Genomic DNA, 15353 nt, shown 5'->3' on the forward strand with positions numbered 1-15353 from the left:
CAGGAGTTGGCCGGACTGCCGCTGTGTGTTCACCGCCTGCGCGCCGGGCACACGAAAAAGCCCGCCCCAGGTGGGGCGGGCTTTCCCTCGTGTACGTCAGGGGGCTCGCAGGTCGACCAGTTCGGCCACCGCGGCACGGTGGGCGCCCGCCGTGCCGTAGGCGATCGAGTCGGCCTTGGCCCGCTTCAGGTACAGGTGGACGGGGTGCTCCCAGGTCATGCCGATACCGGCGTGCAGCTGGAGCGCCTCCTCGGCGGCGTGCACGGCGACCGGCGCCGCGTACGCCTGGGCCACGGCGACCGCCACGTCGATGTCCGCGCCGGTCGCCAGCGCGTCGGCCGCGTTGCGGGCGGCGGCGCGGAGGTTGACGACCTCCAGCCACAGCTGGGCGAGCCGGTGCTTGAGCGCCTGGAAGCCGCCGACGGGCCGGTTGAACTGCTTGCGCTCCTTGAGGTAGCGCACCGTTTCCGTCAGCGTCCACTCGGCGAGGCCGAGTTGCTCGGAGGCGAGGAGCCCGGCCCCGGCGCGCAGGGCCCGGCGTACGGCGGGTTCGGCGTCACCGATCCGGCGGGCGGCCGCCCCGTCGAGGGTGACGGTCGCGAGCGGCCGGGTGAGGTCGAAGGAGATCTGCGGGGTGACGGTCACGCCGTCGGCGGCGATGTCGAAGGCGTACAGTCCGCCGTCCTCGGCCGGCACCAGCAGCACGTCGGCGGCGGCCGCGTCCGCGATACCCGTCAGCTCCCCGTCCAGAATGCCGTCCTCGTAGCGTACGGCCTTGAAGGCGCCGCCCGGAGCGACGTTCAGCGCGACGGCGAGGGCTGCGGTCATGCGCCCCGACGCCAGCTCGGCGAGCAGGTCGTCGGCGACGTCGCAGGCGAGCAGGGCCTCGGTGGCGACGACGGCGCTGGTGAGGAACGGCACCGGAGCGACGGCACGCCCCAGCTCCTCCAGGACCACGGCGGCTTCGCGGTGCGTGGCGCCCTGACCGCCCTGCGCCTCGGGCACCAGCAGGCCCGCGAGGCCCATGCCGTCGGTCAGTGCCTTCCATGCCTTGAGGTCGTGCGGGGCGTCGGACTCGGTGCGCGCGATGACACCGGGCGCGTCGCAGTGGTCGGCGAGCAGGTCCCGTACGGCGGCCCGCAGCGCCTCTTCCTCCTCCGAGTACAGCAGGTCGGGCTGTGTTGTCATCGGGCGAGGTCCTTCCACGCGACGTCCTTGTCGGTGCGCGGCTCGGCGGGCAGGCCCAGGACGCGCTCGGCGACGATGTTCAGCAGGACCTCGGTGGTCCCGCCCTCGATGCTGTTGCCCTTGGAACGGAGGTAGCGGTAGCCGGCGTCGCGGCCGGTGAAGTCGACCAGCTCGGGGCGGCGCATGGTCCAGTCGTCGTACAGCAGGCCTTCTTCGCCGCGGAGTTCCACTTCCAGGCCGCTGATCTCCTGGTTGAGGCGGGCGAAGGCGAGCTTCATGCCGGCGCCCTCGGGGCCGGGCTGCCCGGCGACGAGCTGCTGGCGCAGGCGTTCGGCGGTGAGGCGGGAGACCTCGGCCTCGACCCACAGCTTCAGCAGCCGCTGGTGCAGGTCGTGGGTGCGCAGCTCGGGGCGCTCGCGCCAGGTCTTCGACACCGGGCCGATCATGCCGCCCTCGCGGGGCAGCCGCATGCCGCCGATGGCGACGCGTTCGTTGTTCAGCGTGGTCTGCGCGACCCGCCAGCCGTCGCCGATCTCGCCGAGGCGGTGGGCGTCGGGGATGCGGACGTCGGTGAGGAAGACCTCGTTGAACTCGGCCTCGCCGGTGATCTGCCGCAGCGGGCGGACCTCGACGCCGGGGTCGGTCATGTCGCAGAGGAAGTAGGTGATGCCGGCGTGCTTGGGCACGTCCGCGTCGGTGCGGGCGATGAGGATGGCCCAGCGGGCGTTGTGCGCGCCCGACGTCCACACCTTCTGCCCGTTGACCACCCAGTCTCCCCCACTCTCGGCTTCGCTCGAGCGGGAGGTGCCCCCATCCTCACGCACCGCCCGCGTGCCGAGTGCGGCCAGGTCGGACCCGGCGCCCGGCTCGCTGAACAGCTGGCACCAGACCTCCTCGCCCGTCCACAGCGGGCGCAGGAACCGCTGCTTCTGCTCCTCGGTGCCGTACTTCAGGATCGTCGGCGCGGCCATGCCGAGCCCGATCCCGTTGCGGCGCGAGTCGTTGTCGGGGGCGTCGGCGGCCTCCAGTCCGGCGTCCACCACGCCCTGGAGGGAGCGGGGCGCGCCCAGTCCGCCGAGGCCCTCCGGGTAGTGCACCCAGGCGAGTCCCGCGTCGAACCGGGCTCGGAGGAAGTCCAGCCGGTCGGTGCCGGCGGGCGGATACGCGGCCAGCAACTCCGTGGTGCGGCGCTTGAGTTCGGCTGCGTCGGTCATGCTGCGGCTCCGTTCTCCAGGGACGGCACGACGGCTACCCGGCCGATGGTGACCCCGTCGCCGACCCGCTGCACGGCCGCCGCCGCGTCGGCCAGCGGCACCCGCTCGCTGACCAGCGGCTTGATCGCACCCCGGGCGGCCAGCTCGGTGAGCTGCTCGTGGCAGTGCTGGACCAGCTTGGGGTTCTTGGTGTTGTACAGGCCCCAGTGCAGACCGAGGATCGAGTAGTTCTTCACCAGGGCGTGGTTCAGGCCCGGGCTGGGGATGCTGCCGCTGGCGAAGCCCACGACCACGATACGGCCCTCGAAGGCGACGACCTTGGCGGACTGCGTGTACGCCTCACCGCCGACCGGGTCGTAGATCACGTCGGCGCCCCGGCCGCCGGTGGCCTCCTTGACCGCCGCGACGACGTCCTCGGCACGCCGGTCGATCACGACGTCACAGCCCAGCTCGCGGGCGACGGCGGCCTTGTCGGCGCCGCCGACCACGCCGATCACGGTGGCGCCGGCCGCCTTGCCGAGCTGCACGGCCGCGCTGCCGACCCCTCCCGCGGCAGCGTGGACGAGCAGCGTCTCACCGGCTTCGAGCCCGGCCCGGCGGTGCAGGCCGAACCAGCCCGTCTGGTAGCCGATGTGCAGGGCGGCGGCCTCGGCGTCGTCCAGCGAGTCCGGCGCGGGCAGCAGAGCGGCGGCGTCCGCGACGGCGTACTCGGCGAATCCGCCGTGCGGCAGCGCCGGGTTGGCGATCACACGCCGTCCGTCCTCGGTCTCGCCGCAGATCTCCACGCCCGGTGTGAAGGGCAGCGGCGGGCGGACCTGGTACTGGCCCCGGGCCATCAGCACGTCCGGGAAGTTGATGTTGGCGGCACGCACCTTCAGCAGGACCTGGCCGTCGCCGGGCGTGGGCCGCTCCACGTCGGCCAGCCGCATCACCTCGCTCGGCTCGCCGTTCTCGTGCACTTGCCATGCCTGCATGCGGGTGCCTCCACACGACTGCTTCGTCTGACGGGGTCATCTGCATACTAAGCGGTCGCTTGTCGATCGGGGAACAGTAGCGTGCGTCACGCCTTCCGGGGCCGCGCCCGTATGTGCATCCGTTCCCCCTGCGGCCCGAACAGGCTGAGGAACTCCACCGGCCCCTCCCCCGTCGACCCGAACCAGTGCGGCACCCGGGTGTCGAACTCGGCGGCCTCCCCGGCCGCGAGCACCACGTCGTGCTCGCCCAGCACCAGGCGCAGCCGTCCGGACAGCACGTACAGCCACTCGTAGCCCTCGTGGGTGCGCGGGTCCGGGGCCGGCGTCCGCCGCGGTTCCAGCACCTTGTACGCCTGCAGGCCGCCGGGCTGCCTGGTCAGCGGCCAGTGGGTACGCCCGTGCCGCACGATCGGCTCGGACCGCACCCGCGGATCCCCGACCGGCGGCGCGCCGACCAGTTCGTCCAGCGGCACCTGATGGGCCTGCGCGATCGGCAGCAGCAGTTCGAGGCTGGGCTTGCGCAGACCGGACTCCAGCCGGGAGAGGGTGCTGACGGAGATCCCGGTCGACTCGGAGAGCGCGGCCAGGGTCACCTCCCGCTCCTTGCGGATGCGCCGGAGCCTCGGACCCACCTCGGCCAGTACGTCATCGGTCGTCATGGCCGTTATTGCAGAACCGGCAACAACGTTTGTCAATGCGGCAGGTCGGGTGTGACCGTCCCACCATGACCGAGAACAGCGACAACAGCTACCAGGACAACGCCTACGACGTCGTCATCGTCGGAGGCGGCGCTGCCGGACTGTCCGCCGCCCTGGTCCTCGGCCGGGCCCGGCGCCGGACCCTGGTCGTGGACGCGGGCGAGCCGCGCAACGCCCCCGCCGCGCACATGCACGGCTATCTGTCGCGCGACGGCATGGCGCCCGCCGAGTTCCTGGCCGTCGGCCGCGAGGAGATCGCGCGGTACGGCGTGGAGCTGGTCCGGGACCGGGCGGTGGACGCCACCCGGGACGCCACCGAGGGGACGGGCTTCACCGTGCTGCTGGAGAGCGGGCGGACCGTCCGCGCCCGGCACCTGGTCGTCGCCACGGGCCTGAAGGACGAGCTGCCGCCGGTCGCGGGCCTCGCCGAGCGCTTCGGCCGGGACGTGCTGCACTGCCCGTACTGCCACGGCTGGGAGGTGCGCGACCGGGCGTTCGGCGTCCTCGCCGGCACGCCGATGAGCGTCCACCAGGCGCTGATGGTGAGCCAGTGGTCCAAGGACGTCACCTTGTTCCTGCACGAGGTCGCCGAGGAGCTGCTCACCGGCGACGACCTGCGCAGACTGGCGGCGGCCGGAGTCCGCACGGTGCGCGGCGAGGTGACCGACGTGCTCACCGACGACGACCGGCTCACCGGCGTCCGGCTCGCGGACGGGTCGGTGCACGAGCGCGAGGTGCTCTTCGTCGCGCCCCGTGCCGTGCCGCGCACCGGTCTGCCGGCCGCTCTGGGCGCGGAGCTGACCGAGACGCCCTTCGGCAGCTACCCGGTGATCGACGAACGCGGTCTGACGACCGTGCCCGGGCTGTGGGCGGCGGGCAACGCGAGCGGGTTCGCGGAGCAGGTGGTCAACGCGGCGAGCCGGGGTTACCGGGCGGGCGCGGCGATCAACGGCGAGCTGCTGTTCGCCGACCTCGACGCGGCCGTGGGGGTGTAGGGCCCGGCGCTCCCGTAGCACCATGGCCGCATGCTGCTGTCCCGGCTCGCCCACGTGTCCCGCGAGGTCGCCGCCACCTCGGCGCGGTCCCGGAAGACCGCCCTGCTCGCCGAGCTGTTCAGGGAGGCGGAGGCGGACGACGTGCCGATCGTCATCCCGTATCTGGCGGGTCGGCTGCCGCAGGGGCGGCTCGGGGTCGGCTGGAAGGTGCTCTCCCGCAGCGTCCCGCCCGCCGCCGAGCCGTCCCTCACCGTGGCCGCGGTCGACGCCCGGCTCACCGAGCTCGGCAAGGTCTCCGGGCCCGGCTCACAGGCGGAGCGGACGCGGCTGGTCGGTGAGCTGATGGGCGCGGCCACCGAGGACGAGCAGCGCTTCCTGCTCGGGCTGATCACCGGCGAGGTACGGCAGGGCGCCCTGGACGCGGTCGCCGTGGAGGGGCTGGCCGGGGCGACCGGCGCGGACGCGGCGGCCGTACGGCGGGCGGTGATGCTCGCCGGTTCCCTGCAGACGGTCGCCGAGGCGCTGCTCGCCGAGGGGCCCGGGGCGCTGGACCGCTTCCGGCTGACCGTCGGCCGGCCGGTGCTGCCGATGCTGGCGCACAGCGCCTCGTCGGTCGCCGAGGCGGTCGCCAAGCTCGGCGCCTGCGCGGTGGAGGAGAAGCTGGACGGCATCCGCGTGCAGGTCCACCGGGACGGGGCCGCGATCCGGGTGGTCACCCGCACCCTCGACGACATCACCGACCGGCTGCCCGAAGTGACCTCGGCGGCGCTGGGACTGGCGGGTGAGCGGTTCATCCTGGACGGCGAGGTGATCTCCTTCGACGCGTCCGGGCGCCCCCGGTCCTTCCAGGAGACGGCAGGCCGGGTCGGCTCGCGGGTGGACGTGGCGAAGGCCGCCGGGGAGGTGCCCGTCTCCCCCGTCTTCTTCGACGCGCTCGCGGTCGGCGACCGCGAGCTGCTCGACCTGCCGTTCGCCGAGCGGCACGGGGAGCTGGCCCGGCTGGTGCCCGAGCCGATGCGGGTGCGCAGGACGCTGGTGTCCGGGCCGCAGGACGTCACCGAGGCGGAACGATTCCTAGCCGACACCCTCGCCCGCGGCCATGAGGGAGTTGTGGTCAAGGGCCTGGACGCTCCCTACAGCGCGGGCCGGCGCGGCGCGTCCTGGCTGAAGGTCAAGCCCGTGCACACGCTCGACCTGGTGGTCCTGGCCGCCGAGTGGGGCCACGGCCGGCGCACCGGCAAGCTGTCCAACCTGCATCTCGGCGCCCGCACCGGGGACGGCGGCTTCGCCATGCTCGGCAAGACCTTCAAGGGCATGACCGACGCGATGCTCAGCTGGCAGACCGAGCGGCTCGCCGGACTGACGGTCCGGGAGCACGGCTGGGGGGTGACCGTACGCCCCGAACTCGTCGTGGAGATCGCCTACGACGGCCTCCAGCGCTCCTCCCGCTACCCGGCCGGCGTCACCCTCCGTTTCGCCCGGGTCGTCCGCTACCGTGACGACAAGCGCCCCGAGGAGGCGGACACCGTCGAGACGCTGCTGGCCGCGCACCCGGAGGTGAGGCCGTGAGCCCGAGCGCGCCCAGGCGCAGCGCCGGACTGCTGTTGTTCCGGCACACGGACGGCGGCCTCGAGGTGTTGCTCGGGCATATGGGCGGCCCCTACTTCAGCAAGAAGGACGCCGGCGCCTGGACCGTCCCCAAGGGTGAGTACGAGCCCGAGGAGCCCGCCTGGGACGCGGCCCGCCGGGAGTTCCAGGAGGAGCTGGGCCTGCCTCCGCCCGACGGGGAGGCCGTGGCGCTGGGCGAGGTCCGGCAGACCGGCGGGAAGATCGTCACGGCCTGGGCGGTCGAGGCCGACCTCGACCCGGAGGCCGTCGTGCCCGGCACCTTCACCATGGAGTGGCCGCCGAGGTCGGGCCGCCGCCAGGAGTTCCCCGAGCTGGACCGCGTGGCGTGGTTCGGCCTGGACGGGGCCCGTGTGGTGATCGTCGCGGCGCAGGCCGCGTTTCTGGACCGGCTGGCGGAGCACTCGGAGCACAGGTGAGCCACCCCGCGGCTCGCCCGGACGGACACGTCCGCTCCGCGTTGCGGCGCCGACCGCCGCGCGGGAAGGTCGTATCAAGCCCTGCTCCGAGGGAGGTCAGCCATGCCCATCGCGACGGTGAACCCGGCGAACGGTGAGACGCTCAAGACGTACGAGGCCATGGGCGAGGAAGAACTGGAGCGCCGGCTCCAGCTCGCCGAGGCCACGTTCCGCACCTACCGGACGACGTCCTTCGCGGACCGGGCCCGGCTGCTGACCCGGGCCGCGGACCTCCTCGACGAGGACCAGGCGGAGATCGGCCGTGTCATGACCACGGAGATGGGCAAGCCGGTCAAGCAGGCCCGCGCGGAGGCCGCGAAGTGCGCCAAGGCGATGCGCTGGTACGCCGAGCACGCCGAGGAGCTGCTGGCGGACGACGAGCCCGCTCAGTCCGATGTGAAGGACTCCGGTGCCTCCCGGGTCCGGGTGCGCTACCGGCCGCTCGGCCCGGTGCTCGCCGTGATGCCGTGGAACTTCCCGCTGTGGCAGGTGATCCGCTTCGCCGCCCCGGCCCTGATGGCGGGCAACGTGGGCCTGCTCAAGCACGCCTCCAACGTCCCGCAGACCGCGCTCTACCTGGAGGACCTGTTCCACCGGGCAGGCTTCACGGAGGGCTGCTTCCAGACCCTGCTGATCGGCTCGGGCGCGGTCGACGACATCCTGCGCGACGACCGGGTGAAGGCGGCCACACTCACCGGCAGTGAGCCCGCGGGCCGGGCGGTCGCCTCCACCGCCGGGGAGATGATCAAGAAGACGGTGCTGGAGCTGGGCGGCAGCGACCCGTTCGTCGTGATGCCGTCCGCCGACATCGACCGCGCCGCCGAGGTCGCGGTGACCGCGCGGGTGCAGAACAACGGGCAGTCGTGCATCGCCGCGAAGCGGTTCATCGTGCACACCGACGTCTACGACCGCTTCGCCGAGCGGTTCGTCGCGGGCATGAAGGCCCTCAAGGTCGGCGACCCGCTGGAGGAGGACACGGAGATCGGGCCGCTCGCCAGCGAGCAGGGGCGGGCCGATCTGGAGGAACTGGTCGACGACGCGCGGCGCGGCGGAGCCGAGGTGCTGTGCGGCGGCGAAAGGCCGGAGGGGCCCGGCTGGTACTACGCGCCGACCGTCCTCGCCGGTATCACCCGCGAGCTGCGGATCCACCGCGAGGAGGCGTTCGGACCGGTGGCGACCCTGTACCGGGCGGGTGACCTGGACGAGGCGGTGCTCATCGCCAACGACTCGTCGTTCGGGTTGAGTTCGAACGTGTGGACGCGTGACGAGGCCGAGGTGGACCGGTTCGCCCGGGACCTGGAGGCCGGCGGTGTGTTCGTCAACGGCATGACGGCGTCCCACCCGGCGTTTCCGTTCGGCGGTGTGAAGAGGTCGGGGTACGGACGTGAGCTGTCCGGGCACGGAATCCGGGAGTTCTGCAACATCACGACTGTTTGGCAGGGTGCGTGACGGTTGCACGACTACCATCCCGTCTGTGAACCGCGAAGTGACTCTGCCTCTGATCGTCGACGACCGCGGGACCTTGCAGGTGGCCGCCACCGAAGTGAGCAAGCTGTTGCGGACGGTCGGTGGGCGGTGGCTGCGTCTCGTGGAGGCCGGGGAGGACGGCCTCGACGAGGACACGGTGGCCGCGCTGACCATCGAGCTGGCGAAGCTGGCCGATCGGATCGATGTCGCGTGTATCGCCCACAGCAGCGGGGGTGCGCCGTAGGGAACGGTGTCACCGGTCTGGAGTAGTCCGGCGCGAGATCGTCGCTCTCTCGGGTGATCGTGGATGGACCACCCCCTGAGGTGAACCACCTTCTGACCGGTGGGTGAGAGCCCGCCGGACGGCGAAAGCAGGCACGGTTCATGGCGACTTTGTGCAAACCCTCGGTGTCGGTTCCGGAGCACGTGATCACGATGGAGGAGACGCTTGAGCTGGCGCGCTCCCGCCACGCGGACCACCCACAGCTGCCGCTCGCTCTCCGGCTGATCGAGAACACGGGCGTCAAGACCCGGCACATCGTGCAGCCGATCGAGGAAACCCTGAAGCACCCGGGCTTCGAGGACCGCAACAAGATCTACGAGGCCGAGGCCAAGGCCCGGGTCCCCGCGGTCATCCAGCGCGCGCTCGACGACGCGGAGCTGCTCACCAGCGACATCGACGTGATCGTCTTCGTCTCGTGCACGGGCTTCATGATGCCCTCGCTCACGGCCTGGCTGATCAACGAGATGGACTTCGACAGCACCACCCGGCAGATGCCCATAGCCCAGCTGGGCTGTGCCGCCGGTGGCGCCGCGATCAACCGCGCCCACGACTTCTGCACGGCCTACCCCCAGGCCAACGCGCTGATCGTGGCATGCGAGTTCTGCTCGCTCTGCTACCAGCCCACCGACCTCGGCGTCGGATCGCTGCTCTCCAACGGCCTGTTCGGGGACGGCATCGCCGCCGCCGTGGTCCGCGGCAGGGGCGGCACCGGCGTGGAGCTCGAGCGCAACGGCTCGTACCTGATCCCGAAGACCGAGGACTGGATCATGTACGACGTCCGGGCCACCGGCTTCCACTTCCTGCTGGACAAGCGGGTGCCGGCGACGATGGAGCCGCTCGCCCCGGCGCTGCAGGCCCTGGCCGGCAGGCACGGCTGGGACGCGTCCGACCTGGACTTCTACATCATCCACGCGGGCGGGCCCCGAATACTCGACGACCTCAGCAAGTTCCTGGAGGTCGAACCGCACGCGTTCCGCTTCAGCCGGGCCACGCTCACCGAGTACGGCAACATCGCCAGCGCCGTCGTACTGGACGCCCTGCGCAGGCTGTTCGACGAGGGCGGCGCCGAGCACCGGGCGCGCGGGCTGCTGGCCGGGTTCGGCCCCGGCATCACCGCGGAGATGACGCTGGGCCGCTGGAGCTTCGAGGACGAAGGCGCGGCATGACGGCGCCTGAGGGGCTGCTGGTGCCGCCGGGTCACGGCCGGGTGGTGCAGACGCCGGCCCAGCGCGTGACCTTCAAGGTGACCGGCACGCACTCGCGGACGGCCTCCACCTTCGAGGTGGAGGTCCCGCCGGGCTTCGACGTGGGCGCCCATGTGCACACCCGCAGCGAGGAGTTGTTCTACGTGCTGGAGGGCGAGCTGGACGTGCTCGCCTTCGAGCCGCGCGTGCGGACCCCTGACAACTGGCGGAAGTGGGAGTCGGGTTCGGGCAGCCGGGTGGTCCGGGCGACCCCGGGCACGGTCATCGTCGTACCGCCGGGATGCCCGCACGCGTTCGCGAACCCGACCGAGGCGCCGGCGAGGATGTTCTTCCAGGCCTCCCCGCCCCCGGACCACGAGCGCTACTTCGAGGAGCTGCTCGAGATCCTGGGGGACGGGGGGCCGCCGGACCACGAGGCGATCGAGGCGCTGCGGAAGCGCTACGACATCGAGCAGCTCACGCCCTTGCGGCACCGGTGAGGCACGGCTACCGGATCGGCATCCCGGCGAGCGTCCGGGCGATCACCAGGCGCTGGATCTCACTCGTCCCCTCGAAGATGGTGTAGATCGCGGCGTCGCGGTGCATGCGCTCCACCGGGTACTCCCGGGTGTAGCCGTTGCCGCCGAGGATCTGTATGGCCTGGGCGGTGACCGTCTTCGCGGTCTCGCTGGCGTACAGCTTCGACATCGAGCCCTCGGCCGCGGTGAACTGCTTGCCGTTGACCGCCATCCAGGACGCCCGCCAGACGAGGAGCCGGGCGGCGTCGATCTGCGTCCGCATGTCGGCGAGCTGGAAGGCGACGCCCTGGTTGTCGATGATCGGGCGGCCGAACTGCTCACGGGTCTTCGCGTAGTCGAGGGCGACCTCGTACGCGGCCCGGGCGGTGCCCACCGCCATCGCGCCCACGGCCGGACGCGAGGCCTCGAACGTGGCCATCGCCGCGTTCTTCACCCGCTCGCCGCCCGCCTTGGCCCGCTCCCGGGCCCGGGCGAGGCGCTCGTCCAGCTTCTCCTTGCCGCCGAGCAGGCAGGAGCCGGGGACCCGGGCGTTCTCCAGGACGACCTCGGCGGTGTGCGAGGCGCGGATGCCGTGCTTCTTGAACTTCTGGCCCTGGGAGAGACCGGGCGTGCCCGGCGGCACGATGAAGGAGGCGTGACCCTTGGAGCCCAGCTCCGGGTCGACGACGGCGACGACGACATGGACATTGGCGATGCCGCCGTTGGTCGCCCAGGTCTTCGTGCCGTTGAGCACCCACTCGTCCTTGGCCTCGTCGTACACCGCACGCGTGCGCATGGAGGCCACGTCGGAGCCGGCGTCGGGCTCGGAGGAGCAGAAGGCGGCCACCTTTACATCATTGGCGTCACCGTACATCTGGGGGATCCAGGTGCCGATCTGCTCCTCGGTTCCGTTGGCGAGAACGCCCACGGCGGCCAGTCCGGTGCCCACAATGGACAGGGCGATGCCCGCGTCGCCCCAGAACAGTTCCTCCATGGCCATCGGGATACCGAGTCCGGTGGGGTCGAAGTACTGCTGCGCATAGAAGTCGAGGGAGTAGATGCCGACCTTCGCGGCCTCCTGGATGACCGGCCAGGGAGTCTCCTCACGCTCGTCCCATTCGGCGGCCGCGGGCCGGATGACGTCGGCGGCGAAGCCGTGCAGCCAGTCCCGGACCTCCTTCTGTTCGTCGTTGAGCTCCATGGTGAACTCGGCCATGTCCCCTCCAGCGGCGGCACGTGCGTGTTACTAGCGGTAACACGAGTCTGTTACTCGTCGGTAGGAAAAGTCAACTCCAGAGGGCTCCTCGGCATCCCGTTCGATGTCAGGGGCATCGTCAGTGTTAGTTTGCGCTGGCGTCACCGAAACAGCACGGGTGGGGAGAGTACATGGACACCACACAGCGGACCGATCAGCAGCGATCCGCCGACCGCCGACGGCGCGAGCTGCTGGAGGCCGCCGACCGGGTGGTGCTCCGCGACGGCCCACAGGCCTCGATGAACGCCATCGCCGCGGAGGCGGGCATCACCAAGCCGATCCTGTACCGCCACTTCGGCGACAAGGGCGGCCTCTACGCCGCCCTGGCCAAGCGGCACACGGACGCCCTGCTCGATTCGCTGCGGGCCGCACTCGACGCTCCCGCCGATCGACGGGAGCGGGTCGAGGCCACGCTGGACACGTACCTCGCCGCGATCGAGGCCCGGCCCCAGGTGTACCGGTTCCTGATGCACCCGTCGGAGGGCGGTCAGGGAGGCGACCAGGGCTTCGACGTCGGCAAGCACTCGGCGCCGCTGCTGCGGCGGATGGGCGAGGAGCTGGCCCAGGTCATCGAGGACCGGCTGGACCTCGGGCCCGGCAGTCAGCAGCTGGCCCGGGTGTGGGGGCACGGGATCGTCGGGATGATGCATGCGGCGGGCGACTGGTGGCTGGGTGAACGCCCCTGCTCCCGGGCGGAGTTGGTGCGCAGCCTGGCCGACCTGCTGTGGGGCCGCCTGGCGGCGGCGGGGGACAAGGTGGGCGGACCGGGGTTCTGAGACCCCGCCCCGGTCCTCCCCGGTCCGGTTCATCTCCCCCAGGAGGCCCGCGCCACCTGTCGCATCAGCCTGCGGTGACGCCGGCCCGTGAGGCGGTCCGCGTACAGACCGCCCTCCAAGTGCTCGCACTCGTGCTGCAGGCACCGGGCGAAGAACCCCGTGCCGTGCACGGTGACCGGCTCCCCGGTCACCGTGAAGCCCTCGACCACCGCATGGTCGTACCGCTCCGTCCCCGCTTCCAGCCCCGGCAGGGACAGACAGCCCTCCGGGCCGCGGATCACCACACCGTCCGCCTCCACCAGCCGCGGGTTCACCACATGCCCCAGGTGGCGGACCTCCTCGTCGTCGGGGCAGTCGTACACGAACACCCGCACCGGCTCGCCGATCTGGTTGGCGGCCAGCCCCACCCCCTGCGCCGCGTACATCGTGGCGAACAGGTCCTCCACGAGCGCGGCGAGTCCGGGGCCGAAGTCGGTGACCTCCTCGCAGGGCTCGCGCAGCACCGCGTCTCCGAGCAGAGTGAGAGGCCGGACCCGCCCGCGGGCGCCCGGGATGAAACCGTGTCGCATGGCGGCAAGGGTACGGTTCCTTCGAGCCCATGCCCGCCGCGCGGACGTGGGCCGCGGTTCGGGCACGTGAGTGGATCTCGATAGGCTGAGGCCTCACCACGTTGCCGGTTGGCTTCAGGCGCGGCGCGTACGCAAGGAGGATCGAGAACTGATGGCAGGCAACTCGGACCCGCTCTCGCCGCGGGCCAAGCTGGCCGTGACCGCGGGCAAGGCGGTCGCGGCGGCGTCGCGCGCAGCGGGGCGCGGCAGCGGATCGGTGATCGGCGGCCGGGTGGCACTCAAGCTCGACCCCGACCTCCTGGCCCGGCTCGCCCAGAACCTGGACGTCGTCCTGGTCTCGGCGACCAACGGCAAGACCACGACCACCCGGCTCATCGCCGAGGCTCTGCGGGCGGCCGGCCCGGTCGTGTCCAACGCGCTCGGCGCCAACATGCCGGCCGGTATCACCTCGGCGCTGGCGGGCGGTTCGGAAGCCAAGTTCGGTGTGATCGAGGTCGACGAGAAGTACCTGGCCGGTGTGGCCCGGGACACCGACCCCAAGTGCATCGCGCTGCTCAACCTCTCCCGCGACCAGCTCGACCGCGCCGCCGAGACCCGGATGCTCGCCGAGAACTGGCGCGAGGGCCTGGCCGGCACCAAGGCCGTCATCGTCGCCAACTGCGACGACCCGCTGGTGGTGTGGGCCGCGTCCTCCTCCCCCAATGTGATCTGGGTCGCCGCCGGGCAGATGTGGAAGGACGACGCCTGGTCCTGCCCGTCCTGCGGCGGTGTGATGCAGCGGCCCGGCGACGACTGGTTCTGCGGCGAGTGCGGCTTCCGCCGTCCGACGCCGAGCTGGGCGCTGTCCGGGGACCACGTCCTCGACCCGCACGGCTCCGCCTGGCCGATCCACCTCCAGTTGCCGGGCCGCGCCAACAAGGCCAACGCCACCTCCTCCGCGGCCGTCGCCGCCGTCTTCGGGGTGCCGCCGCAGGTCGCCCTGGAGCGGATGTACCAGGTGCAGGCGGTCGCCGGGCGGTACGACGTCGTGCAGTTCGAGGGCCGTGACCTGCGTCTGCTGCTGGCGAAGAACCCGGCCGGCTGGCTGGAGACGTTCTCGCTCATCGACCCGCCGCCCGCCCCGGTGATCCTCTCCGTGAACGCCCGCGGTGCCGACGGCACCGACACCTCCTGGCTGTGGGACGTCGACTACACGCGGCTGACCGGCCACCCGATCTTCGTCATCGGCGACCGGAAGCTCGACCTCGCGGTGCGTCTGGAGGTCGCGAACCAGCACTTCCAGGTCTGCGAGAACCTGGACCAGGCCGTGCAGCTGTGCCCGCCGGGCCGGGTCGAGGTCATCGCGAACTACACCGCGTTCCAGGACCTGCGCCGCCGCGTCGGCAACTGACCACAAAGGACGATCACTTGATGAGCGACAACCAACTGCGGCTGGTGTGGATCTACCCGGATCTGCTGAGCACCTACGGCGACCAGGGCAACGCGCTGGTCATCGAGCGGCGGGCGCGGCAGCGCGGTCTGGACGTGGCGCGGCTCGACGTGCGCAGCGACCAGCCGATCCCGACCTCGGGCGACATCTACCTGATCGGCGGCGGTGAGGACCGGCCCCAGCGGCTCGCCGCGGAGCGGCTGCGCCGCGACGGGCACCTGTACCAGGCGGTGCAGAACGGCGCGATCGTCTTCGCGGTGTGCGCCGGCTACCAGATCCTCGGCCACGAGTTCGTCAACGACCTCGGTCAGCGCGAGCCCGGCCTCGGCCTGCTCGACGTCACCACGGTGCGCAACGAGGGCGAGCGGTGCGTCGGCGACGTCCTCGCGGACATCGACCCGCGCCTGGGTCTCCCCCAGCTGACCGGCTTCGAGAACCACCAGGGCATCACCCACCTCGGCCCCACCGCCCGCCCCTTCGCCAAGGTCCGCCTGGGCAAGGGCAACGGCACCGGGGACGGCACCGAGGGCGCGTACAACGACACCGTCTTCGGTACGTACATGCACGGGCCCGCCCTCGCCCGCAACCCGCAGATCGCCGACCTGCTGCTGAAGCTGGCGCTGGACGTCAACGCGCTGCCGCCGATCGACGACCGGTGGTACGAGGCGCTCCGCGACGAGCGCATCGCGGCTGCTCAGCAGCCTGCCTAGGCGGCCCGG

15 protein-coding genes and 1 pseudogene are annotated in these 15353 nt (G+C 71.9%); 10 read left to right on the forward strand and 6 right to left on the reverse strand.

Going from position 1 to position 15353, the window contains the following annotated elements; translation table 11 throughout:
• Nucleotides 1-96: 96 nt before the first annotated feature.
• From ACH45E_RS03155 to ACH45E_RS03170, 4 genes are all read right to left on the reverse strand, one after another.
• A complete protein-coding gene (locus tag ACH45E_RS03155) occupies nt 97-1188 on the reverse strand; it encodes an acyl-CoA dehydrogenase family protein (RefSeq protein WP_361435755.1) in 1092 nt (363 codons plus the stop codon).
• Nucleotides 1185-2402 (reverse strand): acyl-CoA dehydrogenase family protein, encoded by a 1218-nt coding sequence (locus tag ACH45E_RS03160; protein WP_361435753.1) that lies wholly within the window; start codon nt 2400-2402, stop codon nt 1185-1187. Before ACH45E_RS03160 ends, ACH45E_RS03155 begins: the two co-directional genes overlap by 4 nt.
• A complete protein-coding gene (locus tag ACH45E_RS03165; RefSeq protein ID WP_361435752.1) occupies nt 2399-3376 on the reverse strand; it encodes an NADPH:quinone oxidoreductase family protein in 978 nt (325 codons plus the stop codon). The genes ACH45E_RS03160 and ACH45E_RS03165 overlap by 4 nt, the downstream gene beginning before the upstream one ends.
• An 86-nt stretch (nt 3377-3462) precedes the next feature.
• Nucleotides 3463-4035, reverse strand: coding sequence for an XRE family transcriptional regulator (locus tag ACH45E_RS03170; RefSeq protein WP_361435750.1), 573 nt, complete (start codon nt 4033-4035; stop codon nt 3463-3465).
• Between the two features lie 65 nt (nt 4036-4100).
• On the opposite strand from ACH45E_RS03170, the gene ACH45E_RS03175 reads away from it, so the two are divergent.
• From ACH45E_RS03175 to ACH45E_RS03205, 7 genes and pseudogenes are all read left to right on the forward strand, one after another.
• On the forward strand, nt 4101-5069 hold the full coding sequence (locus ACH45E_RS03175) for an NAD(P)/FAD-dependent oxidoreductase (protein WP_361435748.1): 969 nt from the start codon (nt 4101-4103) through the stop codon (nt 5067-5069).
• A gap of 30 nt (nt 5070-5099) precedes the next feature.
• Complete coding sequence (locus tag ACH45E_RS03180) at nt 5100-6638, forward strand: ATP-dependent DNA ligase (protein WP_361435746.1); 1539 nt, start codon at nt 5100-5102, stop codon at nt 6636-6638.
• Complete coding sequence (locus tag ACH45E_RS03185; RefSeq protein ID WP_361435743.1) at nt 6635-7114, forward strand: NUDIX domain-containing protein; 480 nt, start codon at nt 6635-6637, stop codon at nt 7112-7114. The genes ACH45E_RS03180 and ACH45E_RS03185 overlap by 4 nt, the downstream gene beginning before the upstream one ends.
• A gap of 102 nt (nt 7115-7216) precedes the next feature.
• Nucleotides 7217-8602: an NADP-dependent succinic semialdehyde dehydrogenase gene (locus ACH45E_RS03190; RefSeq protein WP_361435741.1), complete on the forward strand. Its 1386-nt coding sequence runs from the start codon at nt 7217-7219 to the stop codon at nt 8600-8602.
• Nucleotides 8603-8627: 25 nt separating this feature from the next.
• Nucleotides 8628-8864, forward strand: coding sequence for a DUF6213 family protein (locus ACH45E_RS03195; RefSeq protein WP_361435739.1), 237 nt, complete (start codon nt 8628-8630; stop codon nt 8862-8864).
• Between the two features lie 131 nt (nt 8865-8995).
• Nucleotides 8996-10069, forward strand: a pseudogene (locus tag ACH45E_RS03200) (type III polyketide synthase); the annotation flags it as partial.
• Nucleotides 10066-10587 (forward strand): cupin domain-containing protein, encoded by a 522-nt coding sequence (locus tag ACH45E_RS03205; RefSeq protein WP_361435737.1) that lies wholly within the window; start codon nt 10066-10068, stop codon nt 10585-10587. The pseudogene ACH45E_RS03200 and the gene ACH45E_RS03205, both read left to right, overlap by 4 nt.
• A gap of 7 nt (nt 10588-10594) precedes the next feature.
• Here ACH45E_RS03205 and ACH45E_RS03210 read toward each other — a convergent pair whose 3' ends face one another.
• Nucleotides 10595-11821: an acyl-CoA dehydrogenase family protein gene (locus tag ACH45E_RS03210; RefSeq protein WP_361435735.1), complete on the reverse strand. Its 1227-nt coding sequence runs from the start codon at nt 11819-11821 to the stop codon at nt 10595-10597.
• A gap of 170 nt (nt 11822-11991) precedes the next feature.
• Here ACH45E_RS03210 and ACH45E_RS03215 point away from each other — a divergent pair, with 170 nt between their 5' ends.
• Nucleotides 11992-12636 carry a TetR family transcriptional regulator gene (locus ACH45E_RS03215; RefSeq protein ID WP_361435733.1) on the forward strand — a complete coding sequence of 215 codons (645 nt, stop codon included), beginning with the start codon at nt 11992-11994 and terminating at the stop codon, nt 12634-12636.
• 29 nt (nt 12637-12665) lie between these two features.
• Here ACH45E_RS03215 and def read toward each other — a convergent pair whose 3' ends face one another.
• Complete coding sequence (def, locus tag ACH45E_RS03220) at nt 12666-13205, reverse strand: peptide deformylase (protein ID WP_361435731.1); 540 nt, start codon at nt 13203-13205, stop codon at nt 12666-12668.
• A gap of 151 nt (nt 13206-13356) precedes the next feature.
• Here def and ACH45E_RS03225 point away from each other — a divergent pair, with 151 nt between their 5' ends.
• Nucleotides 13357-14595: a MurT ligase domain-containing protein gene (locus tag ACH45E_RS03225; RefSeq protein WP_361435729.1), complete on the forward strand. Its 1239-nt coding sequence runs from the start codon at nt 13357-13359 to the stop codon at nt 14593-14595.
• A gap of 20 nt (nt 14596-14615) precedes the next feature.
• Nucleotides 14616-15344: a glutamine amidotransferase gene (locus ACH45E_RS03230; RefSeq protein WP_361435728.1), complete on the forward strand. Its 729-nt coding sequence runs from the start codon at nt 14616-14618 to the stop codon at nt 15342-15344.
• The last annotated feature ends 9 nt before the right edge of the window (nt 15345-15353 follow it).

Source organism: Streptomyces sp. NPDC020299 (assembly GCF_044387825.1).
Lineage (GTDB): Bacteria > Actinomycetota > Actinomycetes > Streptomycetales > Streptomycetaceae > Streptomyces.

Excerpts from the sequence above, each read along its gene's own strand:
- ACH45E_RS03155 (WP_361435755.1), bottom strand. The coding sequence starts at position 1,188 with ATGACAACACAGCCCGACCTGCTGTACTCGGAGGAGGAAGAGGCGCTG.
- ACH45E_RS03160 (WP_361435753.1), bottom strand. The coding sequence starts at position 2,402 with ATGACCGACGCAGCCGAACTCAAGCGCCGCACCACGGAGTTGCTGGCC.
- ACH45E_RS03165 (WP_361435752.1), bottom strand. The coding sequence starts at position 3,376 with ATGCAGGCATGGCAAGTGCACGAGAACGGCGAGCCGAGCGAGGTGATG.
- ACH45E_RS03170 (WP_361435750.1), bottom strand. The coding sequence starts at position 4,035 with ATGACGACCGATGACGTACTGGCCGAGGTGGGTCCGAGGCTCCGGCGC.
- ACH45E_RS03175 (WP_361435748.1), top strand. The coding sequence starts at position 4,101 with ATGACCGAGAACAGCGACAACAGCTACCAGGACAACGCCTACGACGTC.
- ACH45E_RS03180 (WP_361435746.1), top strand. The coding sequence starts at position 5,100 with ATGCTGCTGTCCCGGCTCGCCCACGTGTCCCGCGAGGTCGCCGCCACC.
- ACH45E_RS03190 (WP_361435741.1), top strand. The coding sequence starts at position 7,217 with ATGCCCATCGCGACGGTGAACCCGGCGAACGGTGAGACGCTCAAGACG.
- ACH45E_RS03205 (WP_361435737.1), top strand. The coding sequence starts at position 10,066 with ATGACGGCGCCTGAGGGGCTGCTGGTGCCGCCGGGTCACGGCCGGGTG.
- ACH45E_RS03210 (WP_361435735.1), bottom strand. The coding sequence starts at position 11,821 with ATGGCCGAGTTCACCATGGAGCTCAACGACGAACAGAAGGAGGTCCGG.
- ACH45E_RS03215 (WP_361435733.1), top strand. The coding sequence starts at position 11,992 with ATGGACACCACACAGCGGACCGATCAGCAGCGATCCGCCGACCGCCGA.
- def (WP_361435731.1), bottom strand. The coding sequence starts at position 13,205 with ATGCGACACGGTTTCATCCCGGGCGCCCGCGGGCGGGTCCGGCCTCTC.
- ACH45E_RS03225 (WP_361435729.1), top strand. The coding sequence starts at position 13,357 with ATGGCAGGCAACTCGGACCCGCTCTCGCCGCGGGCCAAGCTGGCCGTG.
- ACH45E_RS03230 (WP_361435728.1), top strand. The coding sequence starts at position 14,616 with ATGAGCGACAACCAACTGCGGCTGGTGTGGATCTACCCGGATCTGCTG.